The sequence below is a fragment of the Maribacter sp. genome, assembly GCF_016744255.1.
GTDB lineage: Bacteria > Bacteroidota > Bacteroidia > Flavobacteriales > Flavobacteriaceae > Maribacter_B.
Genome location: NZ_JADGES010000029.1, coordinates 1 through 18,417 on the forward strand (window position 1 = coordinate 1; position 18,417 = coordinate 18,417).

Annotated in this window: 17 protein-coding genes; 8 read left to right on the top strand and 9 right to left on the bottom strand. The window is 33.6% G+C overall.

Annotated features, from left to right (window positions below; genetic code table 11):
• Window positions 1–154 precede the first annotated feature (154 nt).
• From QZZ51_RS06915 to rsmI, 3 genes are read right to left on the bottom strand one after another with little or no spacing between them, the layout of a single operon-like run.
• Window positions 155–724, bottom strand: a complete 570-nt coding sequence (locus tag QZZ51_RS06915; RefSeq protein WP_291867794.1) for a uracil-DNA glycosylase family protein — start codon at window positions 722–724, stop codon at window positions 155–157.
• A gap of 6 nt (window positions 725–730) precedes the next feature.
• Complete coding sequence (locus QZZ51_RS06920) at window positions 731–1,075, bottom strand: HopJ type III effector protein (protein WP_291867797.1); 345 nt, start codon at window positions 1,073–1,075, stop codon at window positions 731–733.
• A gap of 13 nt (window positions 1,076–1,088) precedes the next feature.
• Window positions 1,089–1,760: a 16S rRNA (cytidine(1402)-2'-O)-methyltransferase gene (gene rsmI / locus QZZ51_RS06925; protein WP_291867799.1), complete on the bottom strand. Its 672-nt coding sequence runs from the start codon at window positions 1,758–1,760 to the stop codon at window positions 1,089–1,091.
• A gap of 508 nt (window positions 1,761–2,268) precedes the next feature.
• Between rsmI and QZZ51_RS06930 the strand changes: the two genes are divergently transcribed.
• The gene (locus QZZ51_RS06930) at window positions 2,269–3,069 is read left to right on the top strand and encodes a type II CAAX endopeptidase family protein (RefSeq protein WP_291867801.1); all 801 of its coding nucleotides are present in this window, start codon (window positions 2,269–2,271) and stop codon (window positions 3,067–3,069) included.
• Window positions 3,070–3,151: 82 nt separating this feature from the next.
• Here the strand turns inward: QZZ51_RS06930 and QZZ51_RS06935 are convergent, their stop codons facing one another.
• The gene (locus QZZ51_RS06935; RefSeq protein ID WP_291867803.1) at window positions 3,152–3,835 is read right to left on the bottom strand and encodes a hypothetical protein; all 684 of its coding nucleotides are present in this window, start codon (window positions 3,833–3,835) and stop codon (window positions 3,152–3,154) included.
• 104 nt (window positions 3,836–3,939) lie between these two features.
• Here QZZ51_RS06935 and QZZ51_RS06940 point away from each other — a divergent pair, with 104 nt between their 5' ends.
• The 7 genes from QZZ51_RS06940 (at window position 3,940) to arfB (ending at window position 11,043) form a co-directional block, all read left to right on the top strand.
• Complete coding sequence (locus QZZ51_RS06940) at window positions 3,940–4,575, top strand: thymidine kinase (RefSeq protein WP_291867804.1); 636 nt, start codon at window positions 3,940–3,942, stop codon at window positions 4,573–4,575.
• Window positions 4,575–5,681: an alanine racemase gene (gene alr, locus QZZ51_RS06945; protein WP_291867807.1), complete on the top strand. Its 1,107-nt coding sequence runs from the start codon at window positions 4,575–4,577 to the stop codon at window positions 5,679–5,681. The genes QZZ51_RS06940 and alr overlap by 1 nt, the downstream gene beginning before the upstream one ends.
• Window positions 5,682–5,754: 73 nt before the next feature.
• Window positions 5,755–6,156, top strand: coding sequence for a large conductance mechanosensitive channel protein MscL (mscL, locus tag QZZ51_RS06950; protein WP_291867809.1), 402 nt, complete (start codon window positions 5,755–5,757; stop codon window positions 6,154–6,156).
• A 194-nt stretch (window positions 6,157–6,350) separates the two neighbouring features.
• On the top strand, window positions 6,351–7,340 hold the full coding sequence (locus QZZ51_RS06955) for an aspartate-semialdehyde dehydrogenase (RefSeq protein ID WP_291867812.1): 990 nt from the start codon (window positions 6,351–6,353) through the stop codon (window positions 7,338–7,340).
• Between the two features lie 109 nt (window positions 7,341–7,449).
• Window positions 7,450–9,594, top strand: a complete 2,145-nt coding sequence (locus QZZ51_RS06960) for a prolyl oligopeptidase family serine peptidase (RefSeq protein WP_291867814.1) — start codon at window positions 7,450–7,452, stop codon at window positions 9,592–9,594.
• Between the two features lie 65 nt (window positions 9,595–9,659).
• Window positions 9,660–10,631: an ABC transporter ATP-binding protein gene (locus tag QZZ51_RS06965; RefSeq protein WP_291867817.1), complete on the top strand. Its 972-nt coding sequence runs from the start codon at window positions 9,660–9,662 to the stop codon at window positions 10,629–10,631.
• Window positions 10,632–10,638: 7 nt separating this feature from the next.
• Window positions 10,639–11,043, top strand: a complete 405-nt coding sequence (arfB, locus tag QZZ51_RS06970) for an alternative ribosome rescue aminoacyl-tRNA hydrolase ArfB (RefSeq protein ID WP_291867819.1) — start codon at window positions 10,639–10,641, stop codon at window positions 11,041–11,043.
• On the opposite strand, the gene QZZ51_RS06975 is transcribed toward arfB, so the two are convergent.
• From QZZ51_RS06975 to QZZ51_RS06995, 5 genes are all read right to left on the bottom strand, one after another.
• Entirely contained in the window at window positions 11,040–12,170 is a 1,131-nt protein-coding gene (locus QZZ51_RS06975) for a glycerate kinase (RefSeq protein WP_291867821.1), read from the bottom strand. The two genes, arfB and QZZ51_RS06975, sit on opposite strands and share 4 nt — an antisense overlap.
• 6 nt (window positions 12,171–12,176) lie before the next feature.
• Window positions 12,177–13,820, bottom strand: a complete 1,644-nt coding sequence (locus tag QZZ51_RS06980) for a sodium/solute symporter (protein WP_291867823.1) — start codon at window positions 13,818–13,820, stop codon at window positions 12,177–12,179.
• 311 nt (window positions 13,821–14,131) lie between these two features.
• The gene (locus QZZ51_RS06985) at window positions 14,132–14,302 is read right to left on the bottom strand and encodes a hypothetical protein (protein ID WP_291867826.1); all 171 of its coding nucleotides are present in this window, start codon (window positions 14,300–14,302) and stop codon (window positions 14,132–14,134) included.
• Window positions 14,303–14,311: 9 nt separating this feature from the next.
• Window positions 14,312–15,622: a trehalase family glycosidase gene (locus QZZ51_RS06990; protein WP_291867829.1), complete on the bottom strand. Its 1,311-nt coding sequence runs from the start codon at window positions 15,620–15,622 to the stop codon at window positions 14,312–14,314.
• A 70-nt stretch (window positions 15,623–15,692) separates the two neighbouring features.
• Entirely contained in the window at window positions 15,693–18,371 is a 2,679-nt protein-coding gene (locus tag QZZ51_RS06995; protein WP_291867832.1) for a TonB-dependent receptor, read from the bottom strand.
• Window positions 18,372–18,417 lie beyond the last annotated feature (46 nt).

Sequence of the window (18,417 nt, forward strand, 5' to 3'; positions counted from 1 at the left end):
TGTACAAGGGGTTCTTTTTTGAAAATCAATATATTTAGGCCGTAAAACCTGTAAAATGGCTAGATTTTATGTGCCCTGAATTTATTTAGGACAGGATTGGTCCTCAAATTCTAATTTCAATTTCATTCAGGAAATTTACACTGAAAGAATTTATTTACAAACTTTTGGCTACCCTACTTTTCAACACCGGCAATACATCGGTATTAAACCAAGGATTTTTAGTAAGCCAAAATCTGTTTCTTGGAGAAGGGTGCGGTAATGGCATATATTTTGGCAAGTAATTCTCGAACCTTCTAACCGTCTCTGTTAAGTTCTTTTCTGCTTTTTTTCCTAAGTAATATTTTTGCGCATAAACCCCTATTAAAAGAACCAATTCTATATTAGGAAGTTCATTAAAAAGTGATGTATGCCATAAGGGTGCGCATTCTGGTCTTGGGGGTAAATCTCCTGTTTTACCTTTCCCTGGATAACAAAACCCCATGGGGATAATAGCTATTTGTTTTTCATCATAAAAAGTAGCATCCGAAACTCCCAACCATTTTTGCAACTGTTTACCGCTCGGGTCGTCCCAAGGAATTCCTGTTGTATGTACTTTGGTCCCAGGGGCTTGCCCAATGATTGCAATTTTAGCATCGGCATGGGCAGACACAACTGGCCTTGGCCCTAAGGGTAAATGCTCTTTGCATACTTTACAAGCTCTAATTTCGGAGAGGAGCTTTTGCAAAATGAATTATTTTTTTTGTAGAGCTTCTCCATCAAAAGAAATACCCTCAAAACCAGATAACATAAAGTTTCTAATATTGGGATGATTGTCTCCGTCTAAATTAAAAAGAACTTCCTCGGAATAATAGGTTCCAAAACATCTTAATGTTTCGTTCACCGTAAAACCTTGCAATGCTGCAAAAGCAAACAATTTACAAGAACCTGAATTTTCACCTGCCTTATTTTGTAACTTTCCGTTGGTAAAAGCGATTGGTGTAAAATCGTAATTTTCTTCTATAACAGCCATGGTATCGGCAAATTCTATTTCCGCCATGGTGTTATTTAATTTTGTCTTAAACTCTTCTATTTTCATACTCTTATCTCTCTTATTTTTTTCCTCCTACTACAATTACTATTTCTCCTTTTGGAGGTTTCTCTGTAAAATGTTTTAAAACCTCTTCGGCTGTTCCTCTTACCGTTTCTTCATACATTTTGGTAAGTTCTCGGGAGACGGAAACTTGTCTTTCTTTTCCAAAATATGCAACAAAATGCCCCAATGTTTTTACCAACTTATGAGGGGATTCATAAAAAATGATGGTTCTTGTTTCTTCTGCTAATAGTTTCAATCGGGTTTGCCTACCTTTTTTAACTGGTAAAAACCCTTCGAAAACAAACTTATCATTCGGCAAGCCACTATTTACTAGTGCTGGCACAAAAGCCGTTGCTCCTGGCAAACAATCTACCTCTATATTCTCCGCAACACAAGCTCTTGTTAGTAAAAATCCAGGATCCGATATTGCTGGCGTACCGGCATCAGAGATTAAAGCAATGGTGGTTCCTGCTTGTATCTTATGGACTAAGGCATCTACCATTTTATGCTCATTATGCATATGGTGACTCTGCATTGGTGTGCCAATTTCTAAATGTTTTAATAGCTTACCACTTGTTCTAGTATCTTCTGCCAGAATAAGGTCTGCTTCCTTTAATACGCGTATGGCACGTAATGTAATATCTTCTAAATTACCTATTGGCGTTGGTACTATATAGAGTTTTCCCATACTGCAAATTTACGGCCTTACTTTCTTTCCAAGAAAATAGGATGCCAATAAAATTATTAAACCAATAACTGCTAAGGTTTGCTATCCATCACTAATCATGTAATATGCGAAAAAAGCTAGTACAAAATTAAAAAAGAACGCTGCCTTTATTAGATTATATTACTCCTAATAACTCTACTACCATTAAAGGAAGACAGAGTGAGTAAATACTCTCTTTATCATTTCATATTGAAAAAAAATACTTGGAAGTCGAAAAAAACATCCGTAGCATTAATAATCTTAGCTATCCAGTATACCGTTTTTTTATGTTTTAATATTTATTAGGGTTTAGTTATATTAATGACCTTAAAATAACAGTACCCAGTAAAAGGGAGGTGTTATAATCTTACTTCTAGACATAATGTAACAAAACTTCCAATATGTCGTCTTCATTAAAACCAATGAAGAGTAACAAATGTTAAAAAACTCATCAAACATTAGAGAGATATGGAAAACAATATTTCTCTTTTTGCTTCTACTTACTACTTTAAGTTCCATAGCATATTATGCGATTTTAAAATTAAATCCCTCTAGTATCTATGTTGGAGCATTAATGATTTCACCCGCTTTAGCATCATTCATTACACTAAAAATAAGGAAACGACCAATTTTAAATTTACCCTGGAATCTAAAGGAACTTAAATACTTAAAACTCTCGTTCTTTACACCTATACTCTATGTTTCTATTGCTTATGTTTTAATTTGGTTATTTGGCTTTGGAGATATCCTAAATTCTGAAAGAATATTACAATGGAGTAGTGAGTTAGGTATGGACAGTTCTAATCAAACAATTGTTATAATAGTAATGGTTTTTCTATTGTTAACTGTTGGTGTAATCAAAAATTTGGGTTCTACCTTGGGAGAAGAAATTGGGTGGCGTGGCTTTTTAATATTCGAATTAAGAAAGGTAATGTCATTTAAAGCTGTCGCAATTGTAAGTGGAACAATTTGGGCCGTTTGGCATTACCCTATAATAAATTTAATGTACGGAAGAAGTGATACCCTTTTGTTACACATGAGTGCTTTTACTATTATGATAATTGGAATTTCTGTAATCTTAGCTTATTACACTTTTAAATCTAATAGCTTATGGCCAGCAGCATTGTATCATTCTGTTCACAACATTTATATTCAAAAAATATGCACCCCTTTGACCATTACAAATGATACTACTACAGTTTGGATCGATGAATATGGATTTATGATTCCGATTATAACTACCATTTTTGCCGTTTACTTTTGGAAAAAAGCTGAAAAAGAACACTTGTAAAACTAAAAAGAACAGTACTTAACACCTTATAAGATTATTTGCTAATGCAAGCTCACTTCTGAATTTTTACCAGATTTATAACCTAAGTAAACTTACGCTCAATTAACTCCATAAAACGAGCTTCTAATTCCTCTTTCCCTTCCCAATTATTATAATCTGGCTTTACCATGTTTATTATAAAAGCAACAGAACGTTCTTCGGAATCTATGGTGCTTAACTGTGACAAAACACGATTGTAGTCCTCTGTACTGCCATTAAAAAGGTTTTTTACAAAGGCTAATCTATTATTTAAATCTACTTTAATCTCTTTGGTATTTAGTCGGTCATTAATAGATTTTTTTTTCTTTGCTACAATGTCATCCCCTTTAGCCATAAAGAGCTCTTTATCATTTTTTGCATAGTCTGGTTTTGCCATAAACTCTGATAAAGCGGCATCTACTTTTTCCGTATCAGGCATTTCTAAGACCATATCTTTTATGGTATCCATCCCTGGAGTTATAATGTCTTCTGTATGTGGATTACTTTCTGGCACAGAAGTATTTTCATTTAAAACGGCATTTGCCATGGATTCAAATTTAGTAGCAATCGGGTTTTTAGTGACGCTTACTTCTACATCCTTTAATTTATCGTCTATAAATTTTAATACCGCTAACTTTTCATACAAATCTTTACTAACCTCATAGAGCTCTTTAATCTCTGTAACATCTTCTGCGGTAATAATTTGTGTTGCAAGTTTTACCAACTCGCTTTTCAATTTCTTTTTCATGGCATCATTTTTATCCTTTCGGAAAAGGTGCGTCTTTTTTCTTAAATTTATATCATCATTAAATAAGAACGAAAAAACACCTTATTTTCGTCTAAAATTACAAAATGTTTCTTGAAAATACGGTTAATCATAAAGAACAATTTGGCTGGATAGAGGTCATTGCAGGATCTATGTTCTCTGGCAAAACAGAAGAGCTAATCCGCAGACTAAAGCGTGCCCAATTTGCAAAATTAAAAGTTGAAATTTTTAAACCCATAGTAGATACACGCTACGATGATAGTAAAGTAGTTTCTCATGATTCTAATGAAATCCATTCTACACCAGTATCTTCTGCTGCAAAAATTAGAATTTTAGCAGCCCAATGCGATGTTATTGGTATTGATGAAGCCCAATTTTTCGATGATGAAATTGTACAAGTTTGTAATGACCTAGCAAATAAAGGAATACGTGTTATAATTGCTGGATTAGATATGGACTTTAAAGGAAACCCTTTTGGGCCTATGCCGAATCTTATGGCTACTGCAGAATACGTAACCAAAGTGCATGCTATTTGTACCAGGTCTGGAAACTTAGCAAACTATAGTTTTAGAAAAGCAAATAGCGACGATCTTGTTCTTTTAGGTGAAGTAGAGTCTTACGAACCTCTTAGCAGAGGCTCTTTTTATAAAGCACAATTAAAAGAAAAAATAAAAGAGTATCCTGTAGAATCGCAAGAGATTAAAGCAAAAAAAAAGAACTAATGGCTAAAACAAAAGAGACAATTTTAGAGATTAGTTTAGCCGCTCTGGAACATAATTACCACTTTTTAAGATCTAAACTAAACCAAACCACTAAATTTTTAGCTGTTGTCAAAGCATTTGCCTATGGTAGTGATGCCTGTAAAATTGCCAAAAAATTATCCGATTTAGGGGTAGATTATTTGGCCGTAGCATATACAAAAGAGGGCGTAGAGTTACGCAATGCTGGTATTAAAACACCTATTTTAGTTTTACACCCACAACCTGTAAATTTTAAAATTATCCTTGATAATAAACTAGAGCCTAGTTTGTATTCTCTAAAAATCCTTCAAGAATTTATTGAGATTGCTAAGAAAGAAAAACAAAAAAATTATCCAGTACATATAAAATTTAATACGGGATTAAATCGATTGGGTTTTACCATTAAGGATATTCCCAAAATTCTACAAAAATTGAATACTTGCAGTTCTTTAAAGATTAAAAGTGTGTTTTCTCACCTTGCTGCTTCTGATGACTTAAATGAAGAAGAGTTTACCCAAAACCAAATCAAAACTTTCTATACTATTAAAGAAAAAATAGGCCAAGGAATTAGTTATAATACAATGTATCATCTTCTAAATACTTCTGGAATATTAAATTACCCAGATGCGCAGTTTAATATGGTTCGTAGTGGTATAGGGTTATATGGCTACGGGAATAACCCTACTATAGATAAAAAACTAAAACCTATAGCTTCTTTAAAAACTATAATCTCTCAAAAACATACTTTAAAAACCGGAGAAAGCCTTGGCTATAATAGAGCTTTTATTGCAAAAAAGGATACCGTTACCGCTACTCTACCTATTGGCCATGCAGATGGCATAGGAAGACAATACGGACAAGGCAAATCTTTTGTTATCGTAAATGGTAAAAAAGCACCCATTATTGGAAATGTTTGTATGGATATGATTATGGTAAATGTTACCAATATTGATTGTAAAGAAGGAGATGAAGTAATTCTCTTTGGAAAACAAAACAATGCTGAAGATTTCGCAAGTACTGCAAACACTATTTCTTACGAGCTTTTAACAAGTATTTCGTCGCGCGTTAAAAGAACTTTAATAAGTTAATTTCTAAATTTTAAATGTGACTTTTTTTATTACATTGCGTCTAATTATATAAACCTATTAAACACTAAAAATTATGTTAAAAGAATTTAAAGATTTTATCATGACCGGAAACGTGATTGATTTTGCAGTAGCAGTTATTATGGCAACCGCTTTAGGCGGAGTAATTAAAGGCTTTGTAAGCAATATCGTAATGCCATTTGTTGGTCATTTCGCAGGAGGGGTTGATTTTGCAGACAAAAAAATTGTACTTGATCAAGCAGTAGTTGATGCTGCTGGCGTTGTTACTTCACCAGAAAATGCTGTTATGTGGGGTTCATGGGTGAACGCTATTATTAATTTAATTATTGTTGGTTTCATCATGTTCTTACTTGTAAAAGCTTACAACAAAACAAAAGCTCCAGAACCAGAAGCTGCTCCAGCAGGACCAACTGCAGAAGAATTGCTTACTGAAATTCGCGACTCTTTAAAAAAGTAACCAACTACATTTTACTTTTATAAAGTTTTGTATAAATTAAAAACCTCTACTTAATCCGTAGAGGTTTTTTTATCTTTAACTCTTAATTGTTACAAATAAAACATTTTGTTAAATATTAATTATTCTTCATTTTAAAACTTGTACAACCCTTAGTATTGCTTAAATTTGCATTTAATATTTAAAATACTTTCAAAGTGAAAATAGCAGTTGTAGGAGCTACAGGAATGGTAGGAGAGGTAATGCTAAAAGTATTAGCAGAGCGTAATTTTCCTATTACAGAATTATTATTGGTTGCATCGGAACGATCCGTAGGTAAAAAATTAGCCTATAAAGGAGAAGAATATACCGTTATTGGTTTAGCAGATGCTGTTACAGCAAAACCAGATATTGCTATTTTCTCCGCTGGTGGTGACACCTCCTTAGAATGGGCTCCTAAATTTGCAGAAGTTGGTACAACCGTAATAGACAATTCTTCGGCTTGGCGTATGGATCCAAATAAAAAATTAGTAGTTCCAGAAATTAATGCAAATGAATTAACTGCGAAAGATAAAATTATCGCTAATCCAAACTGCTCAACAATACAGTTAGTAATGGCATTATTTCCATTACATAATAAATATAAAATGAAACGTGTGGTAGTTTCTACTTACCAATCTGTTTCTGGTACTGGTGTAAAAGCTGTACAGCAGTTAGAAAATGAAATTGCTGGTATAAAGGGAGAAATGGTTTACCCTTATCCTATTGGTAGAAATGCTTTACCACATTGCGATGTTTTCTTAGAAAACGGGTATACTAAAGAAGAAATGAAATTAGCCAGAGAGCCTCAGAAAATCTTAAACGACAGAACTTTTTCTATTAGTGCTACAGCCGTTCGCATACCAACTGCTGGTGGTCATTCAGAATCTGTAAATGTTGAATTTGCAAATGATTTTGAATTAAATGAAGTTCGTAGAATCTTAAACGACACTCCTGGTATAACTGTACAAGATAATCCAGATACCAACACCTATCCTATGCCTATTTATGCACATGGTAAGGATGATGTTTTTGTTGGAAGAATAAGACGAGATGAAACACAACCAAATAGTTTAAATATGTGGATTGTAGCAGATAACCTTAGAAAAGGTGCTGCAACTAACGCTGTACAAATAGCAGAGTACATATTAGAAAATAAATTAGTATAAGTATTATTATATAAACGCCATTATTTTAATCCTCCGATAAAAAACCTTTGCCCCTTAATGGTGTCAAAGGTTTTTTTGTGGTAATTTAGGACAGACTAATTTAAAAAAAATGAAAACACTAACATCTGCCTCCTTGTTATTACTATTAACAACATTCTGTATGGCGCAAAAAAAAGAATCTATTCCTGTGAAATATCCTGTTACTAAAAAAACGGAACATTCCGATATCTATTTTGGAACTACTTTAAAAGACCCTTATCACTGGTTAGAAAATGATCGGAGCTCCGAAACCGAAGCTTGGGTAAAAGAGCAAAATAATGTCGCTTTTAATTACCTCAACAAAATTCCATTTAAATCGCAATTAAAAAATAGATTGGAAGAATTATGGAATTACGAAAAACTAAGCGCTCCTTTTAAAGAAGGTTCTTATACCTACTACTATAAAAATAATGGCTTACAAAACCAATATGTTCTTTACAGAAAAAATACACAAGACACGGAGGAAGTATTCCTAGATCCCAATACTTTTTCCAAAGATGGCACTACTTCTTTAGCTAGTTTACGTTTTACAAAAGATGGCTCTATGGCCGCCTACCTAATTTCTGAAGGCGGTAGTGATTGGAGAAAAGCAATCGTATTACATACGGAAACAAAAAAAATAATAGGAGATACTTTAGTCGATATTAAATTCAGTGGTATCTCTTGGAAAGGCAACGAAGGTTTTTATTACTCTAGCTATGATAAACCAAAAGGCAGTGAACTTTCTGCAAAAACAGACCAACATAAAGTATACTACCACCAACTTGGAACACCTCAAAATTTAGATGTTTTGGTATATGGAGGAACAGATACCGAAAAACATAGGTATGTTGGAGCAAGTGTAACCAAGGACAATAAGTATTTGTTGATTTCTGCCTCGACCTCAACCTCTGGAAACAAACTATTTATTAAAGATTTAGATAACCCTAACGCATCGCTAACACCTATTCTTAATCATACAAATACGGATAGTTATGTTATAGAAAATGTAGGTTCTAAGCTTTTTATTGTAACCAATTTAAATGCCCCAAATAAAAAAATTATTACGGTAGATGCATCGAACCCTACACCAGAAAATTGGAAGGATTTTATACCTGAAACAGAAAACGTTCTTTCTCCGAACAAAGGTGGTGGTTACTTTTTTGCAGAATATATGGTAGATGCCATTTCCAAAGTCTTTCAATACGATTATAACGGAAATCTTATAAGAGAAGTTAAACTACCTGGTTTAGGTAATGCTAGTGGTTTTGGAGGAAAAAAGGAAGATACCGACTTTTATTTTTCTTTCTCTAATTACAAAACACCAAGCTCTTCTTATAAATACAATGTAGAAACTGGAGAATATAGCTTATACTGGAAACCAGAAATTGATTTTAATTCAGACGAATATGAATCTAACCAAGTATTTTACGCATCTAAAGATGGCACTAAAATACCTATGCTAATCACCCATAAAAAAGGCCTTATTTTAGATGGTACCAACCCAACTATTCTTTATGGTTATGGCGGTTTTAATGTAAGTTTAACGCCTTCTTTTAGCATTACAAATGCTGTTTGGATGGAACAAGGCGGTATATATGCTGTACCAAATCTTCGCGGTGGTGGTGAATACGGTAAAAAATGGCACGATGCAGGCACAAAAATGAAAAAGCAAAATGTTTTTGATGATTTTATTGCCGCTGCAGAATATTTAATTAAAAAGGAATATACCTCTACCAACTATTTAGCGATTCGCGGTGGCAGTAATGGTGGCCTTTTAGTAGGAGCTACCATGACACAAAGACCAGATTTAATGAAAGTGGCTTTGCCTGCTGTTGGAGTTTTAGATATGCTACGCTACCACACCTTTACTTCTGGCGCGGGTTGGGCGTATGATTATGGAACCTCTGAAGAGAGTGAAGAAATGTTTAACTATTTAAAAGGATATTCCCCTGTTCATAATGTAAAAAAAGGTGTTTCATACCCAGCAACTTTAGTAACAACTGGTGATCATGATGATCGCGTAGTTCCTGCGCATAGTTTTAAGTTTGCCGCAGAATTACAAGCAAAACAAACTGGGAATAATCCAACATTAATAAGAATAGAGACTAATGCTGGTCATGGAGCTGGAACTCCAGTAAGTAAAACCATTGAACAATATGCAGATATTTTTGGCTTTACCTTATTTAATATGGGATATACACAACTACCAAATAATTCTATAATTAAAGAGTAAGTTCAATAATTATATACAAAGTCCGTTTCTTTATAATAAACGGACTTTTTTAATTTTCAATTACAATGCTTCATATTAATGCCATTTCATTTTCCTATGGAAACTCCTCCATTTTAAAAGATCTTTCTTTTAAAATAAAAAAAGGAGAACATATTTCTTTAATAGGAGAAAGTGGCTGTGGTAAAAGTACGTTACTAAAACTCATTTATGGTATTTACGACCTTAATAAAGGCTCTATTTTCTGGGAAGAGAATCAAATTTTAGGACCTCTTTTTAATCTCGTTCCTGGAGAAAAATATATTAAGTATTTATCGCAAGATTTTGATTTAATGCCTCATACTACCGTCTTTGAAAATGTAAGTCAGTATTTATCTGTTTTTTACCCCAAAGAACTAAAAAAGCGTACTTATGAGCTTTTAGAGACTATAGAAATGACCTCTTTTGCGCAAACCAAAGTAAAACTCTTAAGTGGTGGGCAACAACAACGCGTTGCTCTTGCCAGAGTACTAGCACAACAACCAGAACTATTATTATTAGATGAGCCATTTAGCCACATTGATAATTTTAGAAAAAATGGCCTTCGAAGAAACATTTTTAATTACTTAAAAAAAGAAAAGATAACCGTTTTAACGGCAACTCACGACCCTAATGACATACTACCCTACGCAGACCAGGTTATAGTCTTAAAAGATGCTACAATATTAGCACAAAACACCCCAAAAAAACTATACGAACAACCAAAAAATTTATACATAGCGTCGCTTTTTGGGGAAGCAAATACTATCCCTGTAAATATTGTAAAATCGTATGCAGATACTAAAAGAAAAATCATAGTATATGCGCATGAATTTAAAGTTTCGGAGAAATCTGGTTTAGAAGTGGAAGTTAGTAAGGCGTATTACCAAGGAGGAAAATATTTAATCGAAGGAATTTATGAAGAAGACAAAATTTTTTTCTACCATAATATGGCTTTAGAAAATGGTAAAAAAGTGTTTTTAAATATCTCTATTGAAACTATAAACCAACGATTAGCATAATTACAGAATGAACAAAACGCAGCTGGTATCCGAGCTTACATTTAAAGCAGTCCGAAGTAGTGGTGCCGGTGGCCAACATGTAAACAAGGTTTCTTCTAAGGTAGAATTGAGTTTTAATGTTCCTGAATCTAAGGCATTAAGAAGTATAGAAAAAGAACGGATTCTTAACAAGTTGTCTAATAGACTAAATAAAGAAAATGTTCTTCTTATTCAATGTGATGAAAGTAGAAGTCAACATAAAAACAAAGAACTTGTTATAAAACGTTTTTTACTACTTCTAGAAAATGCCCTTAAAATTCCTAAAATAAGACGCAAAACAAAGCCTAAAAGATCCGCAATAGAGAAACGCATAAAATCTAAAAAACGAGCAGCTATAAAAAAGGTAAATAGAAGAAAGCCAAATTTAGATTAACGAATTTCTTTAAAATATTCCGCTATTAACTCTTCGATAATAGAAGCTGCGTTTTCCATACTATATTGCACCCCTTTAGATGGGTTATAGGTTTGCATTGCTTTTTCTACTCCTAATTTTTGTAATTCTTCCTCATTAACATCTAATTTACCACAAACAGCAACTACCGGAATATTAAATCTTTTAGTCATATTTACTACTCCATTTACTAATTTTCCATGGATGGTTTGGCTATCTATTTTACCCTCTCCGGTAATAATATAATCTATATTTTTTGCCTCTATTATTTTAGGAACCTCGGCTAATTGCAATAAAAAGTTTACTCCGCTTAAATATTCGGCATCTAAAAAAGTTTTTAGCCCATACGCAGTACCACCAGCTGCACCAGCGCCAGACTCAAAAGCAAAATTCTTTTGCATCTGTTTCCCTACCAATTGATTAAAATGTACTAATCCATCATCCAAAATGCGCAATTCTTCTTCGCTTGCGCCTTTTTGTTTGCCATAAACATAAGCCGCTCCTTTTTCTCCAAAAAGCGGATTGTCTACATCATTAACAGCAAAAAATTTAACCTTTGTATATTCCTTTAAAGCATTGTTTTTTTCAATTTTAGAAATATAACCCAGATTAGCTCCTATTGGCTTAAGTACTTTTCCATGTTCGTTAGTAAAAACATACCCTAAAGCATCTGCAATGCCAACCCCCGCATCATTAGTAGCGCTTCCTCCCAAACCTATATAAACAGTCTTTACACCTCTAGCAACCGCATCTTTTATTTGCAAGCCCGTGCCATAGGTAGACATTTGCATTACATTATGTTCCTTTTCTCTTAACAATTCTAAGCCAGAAGTTTTTGCTAACTCAATATACGCGACATCGTTTGCTTTATTTAATAAATACACTGCTCTTAATGGTCTCCCCATTGGGTCTATCGTCTCTATTTCTATTTCGGAAGTTGGAATAATATTAGAAATTGCATCTAAAAAACCATCGCCACCATCCGATGCAATTATGCTATAAATAGTAGATGTAATATCTGCCTTCTTTATTCCGTTAGAAATAGCATTAATTACCTCGTTTGCCGTGAGTGAACCCTTAAACTTATCCGGAATCAATAAAAAATTCATAAATATTTAACTATATATTTGTGGTATGAAATAACTCAGTATTAAAATGAAAACAAAAAATGCTACAAGAATATAGACCTCTTTAATAAAGAAATCTTCCTTCTTAGGTAGTACACTTATAATTAAACCCGTGCCTTCTTTCTGCCAACCAGTAAAATAGCTAATAGTGTATGAAAAGACTAAGGTTAGTAGTACTCCTGTAAAATTTAGCCAAATCCAAAAAACATGAATTCCTAAATCTACATTAAAGATATTCTGCATCGTTTTAGAAAAAGCAAGATTAACTAATACTGCTATTATTACCCCAGTATTCATCCCTATATAATTCACTTTTTTAGAAAACATAGCCAATAAAAAAGTTACTAGAACGGGACCATAAAATACCGATCCTATGGCATTAATAATTTCTATTACTGCGCTTTTGCTTCCTCCGAAAAGGAAAGAACAAGCCATACAAACTATACCCCAAAAAATAACCGAAAGTTTAGAGATAAGCATATACTTTTTAGAAGACAACTCTTTTCCTTTAGAGAAAAAATCCTCCACAGTAACTGCTGATAATGAATTTACGGTAGAACTTAATGAGGACATTGCTGCTGATAAAATACCTACCATTAACAAACCTATAAGTCCATGCGGTAAATATTTAGTGATAAAAATTGGAATCATTAAATCTGCCTTCACTCCATTTTTAGCAAATTCAGCAGGGAAATGTTTCTGTGTCATAAGTGCTATATCTTCCAGAAAATCTGGCGATGTACTTACCAATCCGCCAATTATTAATCCTATGGAGCAATACAATAAAACCACTGGAAAACGTAACAAACCATTTGCCAACAATAACTTACGGATAGTCTCTTCGTCTTTTGCTGACAATAATCTCTGCGCCTGAGTTTGGTCACATCCGTAATAAGAAACGTATAAAAAGAAACCTCCAATTATCATTGGCCATAGACCATATTCTTGGTTCATTTCTAGACCCCAGTTGAAATCTATAACTTGTAATCTCTCTGCTGGGAAACCATTCTCTAAACCCCCTTGGGTTTCTAATAGGCTCCCACCATAATAAAGACATACTAATAGCCCTACAAACAAAATAATCATTTGTATTGTGTCTCCCCAAACTACAGCCTTCATGCCGCCTTGCCAAGAATATATTATGGTAATAATACTTATAATAAGTATTGTGTATACAAAATCTATATCTAAAACAGCTTGTAATATAATAGCTACAGTATACACCATTACACCAGTTGCTAGGGCCCTACTTATTAAAAATACAACGCTTAAAATAAGCCTTGTAGATGAATGAAAACGCCTTTCTACAAACTCATAAATACTAACAACTCCTGATCTAAAAAGTGGAGGAACTATAATTACCATTATAAAAATCATAGCCAACGGAACAGCAAACTCAAACGTTAGCCATTTTATGCCCCCACCCAATTTTAATCCAACAAAAGCAGGGGCAGAAATAAAACTAATAGCAGACAATTGTGTTGCCATTGTAGACAAACTCAAAGGAAACCAACCTAGACTTTTTCCTCCTAAAAAATAATCTTTAGAATCTTTGTTTTCTTTAAAAAAATAACCCATTCCTAAGAAACCTATAAGATAAGCTACAATAATTATGTAATCTATATAATTCATTTTGGTCTAGTTTAGTCTTAATTAATGGGTCTTAATCTGTTCTTTAAATCCTCTTTTACTTCTGTATTTTATTTTCCATACTGGCTCCAAAGCTAATTCTCTCTCTATTGAAAACATCAAAAGTAAATTGAAATAACAAATATTTACAATGCTTATTTAAACCCGCACCCCTAAATTCCTTTCCATACCAGGTATGGGCTTAATCTAATAGTTTTTAATATTCATAAAAATGAGTGATTCCAGCATACTTTCTTTTCTCCTTATAATAAACTATAAAAGGATATTCTTTTCCTAATTTTCTATTTGCAATACTAGCTCCAATATACTTTGTTAGGTTTTGTCTTCCGTCTCCCTTTTCTAGAAAATGAGTCTAACTCTTCAGAAATTTGCAACAACTTAGTAGTCTCTTTTATTTCTATAGGTCTTAATCTAGCATAGTAATCTTCTAAAACATATTCTTCCGAAAAGCTAAGATGTACCATACTGCATTTTTAATTATTTATCAAGTCTATCAATAATGCTGCACTCCAAGAAAAATTATTACCTCCATAACCACCAGCCTCTGTCTTTCTAATCTCCTTTCTGGAATCGAAATACTCATAAAAACCTTCTTTCTCAACCAATTCAATAGAATCTTGCTTTACTCTTTCTGCTATTTTAGTAAACCCATAACTTTTAAGACCGTAAAAAAGTATCCAGTTAAGGTTTATCCAAACAGGGCCTCGCCAGTATTTTTTTGGATTAAACCTATCACTTGTAGGATCAAATGAAGCGCAAAGATATTTATCTTCTCCTCCAAACTTTTCCATCATAGTATTAACCATTTGTTTTGCTCTTTCCATATCTGGAATACCTGCATACAATGGAGCAAAAGAAGAAGAGGATATAAAACGTATTGGTTTATTATTACGTAAATCGTAATGCACGTAGGCTCCTAACTCAGCATCATACAATTTAGCATTAAACCCTTTAATACTTTTCTCTTGCCATTTTTTTAATTGACTTACCTTTTCTTTATTATTACCAAGTTTTTCATAAAGGTCAATTAAAGCCGCGTTAGATTTTATAAGCATGGCATTGAACAATGGATCCTGTACTAAAAACGGAGATAATTCTGCAATTTTAGCATCATCATAGTTATGCTCTTTTGCTATTTCTATAATATGTAAATAATAATCATACTCTCTTTTAGATGGTCTTTGGGAGGGATCTACATGCGTAGTATCTCTTCTCTCAAAACTGTACTTTGGCGGATCCATAGTTTTCCAAATATCATCCCAAATTGGTGAGTTATCCGTGCCAGATTCCCAGTTATGATAGATATAGACTAAACCTTCATTGTGTATGTCTCTATGCTGATAGAAATACTTATGGTTTTCAAATACCTTATCGATTTGGGTATCTATAAATTGAAGCATGTCTTCTTTATCTTCTGCTATATTTAGCATTTTTTGTAATACAAACCCGGTAACTGGAGGTTGTGCCATTCCTGTAGACCTATACTCTTTAGATGCTAATGGGTGTAATTCTGATTTATGAAAATCTGCGCCAGGAAAATAAGTATCGCTATCATTATGAAATACAATATGAGGTATAAATCCGTTTTCCCATTGTGCATTCAGCAAAGTTTCTATTTCTCTTTTGGCATTTTTTATATTATAATATGCTAAACCTATTGCTATAAAACCAGAATCCCATTTCCATTGAAAAGGGTACAAACCTTGGCAAGGAATTGTAAATCCGCCTTCCTGAAAATTTGCTTCTAATATCTCTTTTGCTTTTATAATTAATTCCTCTTTCATACGATATAAAATAAAAACACATTGGCGATAAATCACCGCCAATGCGTGTTACTATTTAAACTAAATTCTCTTAAAAATTAAACGTAGCTGTTGCAAAAAACCTTCTTGGAAGAATTGGTCTTCCGAAGAAAAATTCTCCTTCTGTTGCTCCTGCAGCACCTGCTCTTGGGTTACCTTCAGTTATACCGTTACTATCGAACAAATTAAAAACAGAAACTCCTAATCGTAATGACTCATAATTTTCTCCCATACTAAAAGTGTACCCTACTCCTAAACGAGCAATAGTAATAGCATCTAACTCTAATGTATTTGCATCTGATGAAAATTTTTCTCCTGTATGACTGGCAGAAAAACTAGCATCGAACATTTTATTGTCAAAATACATACCTAAACTTCCTAAGAAATTAGGTTGCCTTGCTAACTCGTTACCTTCATTGGCAGAAGTTGAACCACCACCGACTAAATCTTCATCAGTGTTTTTAGTAATTTCATGATCTTGATATGTTGCTGTACCTCTTAAACTAAAATTCTCTGCAAACTTATAATCCCAAGTTGCTTCAACACCAACTGTAGCGGTATTCTGTGTAGATCTTGTTTCATCTACTAATTGACCTCCAACAATAGCTTGACTAATTTTAATTCTATCTTTTAAGCTAACATAATACCCAGCCAATGACCCCGATAATTTTTCAATTCCAAATTTTGCACCAGCCTCAAACTGGATAATATTTTCAGCATCATAAGGGTTTTCGCTAATCCCAGGAACTGGAGAGAATCCTCTTATTTGTGGAAAGAAATATCCCTTAGAAAAGTTAGCATACAAGTTTGTAGCATCAGTAAGCTCATATAACCCTGCTAATGAAACTGCCCATGAAGAAGCCTTTACTGTAGATCTTAAGAAACTCCCATCTGCTGATTGTACATCACTCAAAGCAGTAGTTATATCTGCATCTGTGTATACTGTCTCTGATTTTACACCTCCTTTAGCATACTTTCCGTCCGTTTTTTCCCATCTAAAACCAACATCAAAACGCCATCTGTCAAAAATCATCTCATCCGTAAGGTAAAGTGCTGTTCTGTTTTGAGATAAGAAGTTATTTGATGTCATCCCGATACGGTTATATAAGCCTCCTTGAGAATATATTACATTCTCTCCTGTTGCATTTGTATAATTAAGATTAACTAAGCGAGGGCTATTATTGAATTCTGTTAATGCTCTAAATTGATAATTTACATCTTCCGCTTCTGTACGAGCCAAAAAAGTACCTATTGTAATGTTATGACTACCGCCATTAGCAACTTCAATTGTTTTTATTAAAGACGCCTCTCCAGAGTAATCTGTCATTGGACGTAAACGATCTACGTGTAAATTATCTACTACTAGATCAGAACCACTAATCTGTTGGTTAGGATCACCACTCTGGTATGTAGCCTGATACCCTTGGTTCCCACCATCTAAACTTTCTACATAATTATCTAAAGTAATAGGGTTCCCGTTATCCCCATTTCCACCTATATATAGCGCGAAATTATGTTTATAATTTGCATATTTTATTTTAGACTTAAATCTTAAATCGTCTGCAATTTCATATTTAAATTCTCCTAATAAATATCCCCCTTTAGTAGAAACTCCATCTGCTATCGGACTATTATAAACACCTCCGGGTGTATTAAAAGAAGTATTTGCTAATTCCCCTGTTAATAATTGTTCTACAGGCTCTCCATCATTTCCATTTATTCTATCTCTAGAACCACCTTGCAATGGTAATGGTAAATAGAATTGTGCATTATCATTAATAAACTGACCATGAATTGTAAAAGAACCTCTATCAAATACTTTTTTAATATTACCTCTTAATTGAATTCCTTTTGTTGGTAACCCTGTTTCAATAGGTCCTTCATCATAACGTACAAAACCAGTTAAGGCATAAAAAGTATTAGATTCTTCACCACCAAGCCTACCCCCAGTATAAAATTCAGTCTTAATTCTTCCTTTATCTGCAACCTCAACATTTATAGTATTTCCAGGGTTTGTATCTCCTGTTTTACTAGTATAGTTAATAATCCCTGCTACAGAACCAGCTCCGTACAAAACTGCAGAACCACCACGAACAAATTCTACTCCTTTAAATCCAATATCTGGTCTAGCATAAACATCATGTGCTGAAGAGTTTAAACCAAATGTACTCATTAAAGGCATCCCATCATATTGTAAAGGATTAAACACATACTGCCCCCCAGAAGGAAGACCCCTAACAAAAATGTTACTTGCAGTTTCACCACCACCACCTTCAGCAGTAATACCTGGTACACTTCTTAAAATATCTGCCTGACTATTGGCAGACAACTTTACTATCTCTGCTTGTTTAACAGATGTAATAGATAAAGGTGCTTGTTTCTGAGATCTAAATGTACTAGACCCTGTAAGTACTATCTCATCTAATTGTTCTCCTCCTTCTTTAAGAATAAATTCTACTTTCATTGGAGTCCCTGACAGTTGTACTTCCTGTTCCTCTTTAGAAAAACCTAAATAAGATACTTGTAGTGTTTGTACTCCTTCTACATCTGCTTCTAGAATAAAGTTCCCATCAAAATCGGTCACTGTTCCTGTTGTAGTACCAGTAATTAAAATATTGGCTCCAATAATAGGAAGACCAGAAATATCCTTTACGTGCCCCTGAATTTCTGTTTGCGCTATGGCAGACGTAATTCCAAAAACACAGATTATCGCAAAAATTAATTTTCTCATAATACTATCTTTTAATTAATTGAGTTTTTTGAGTTATTGTTAATTA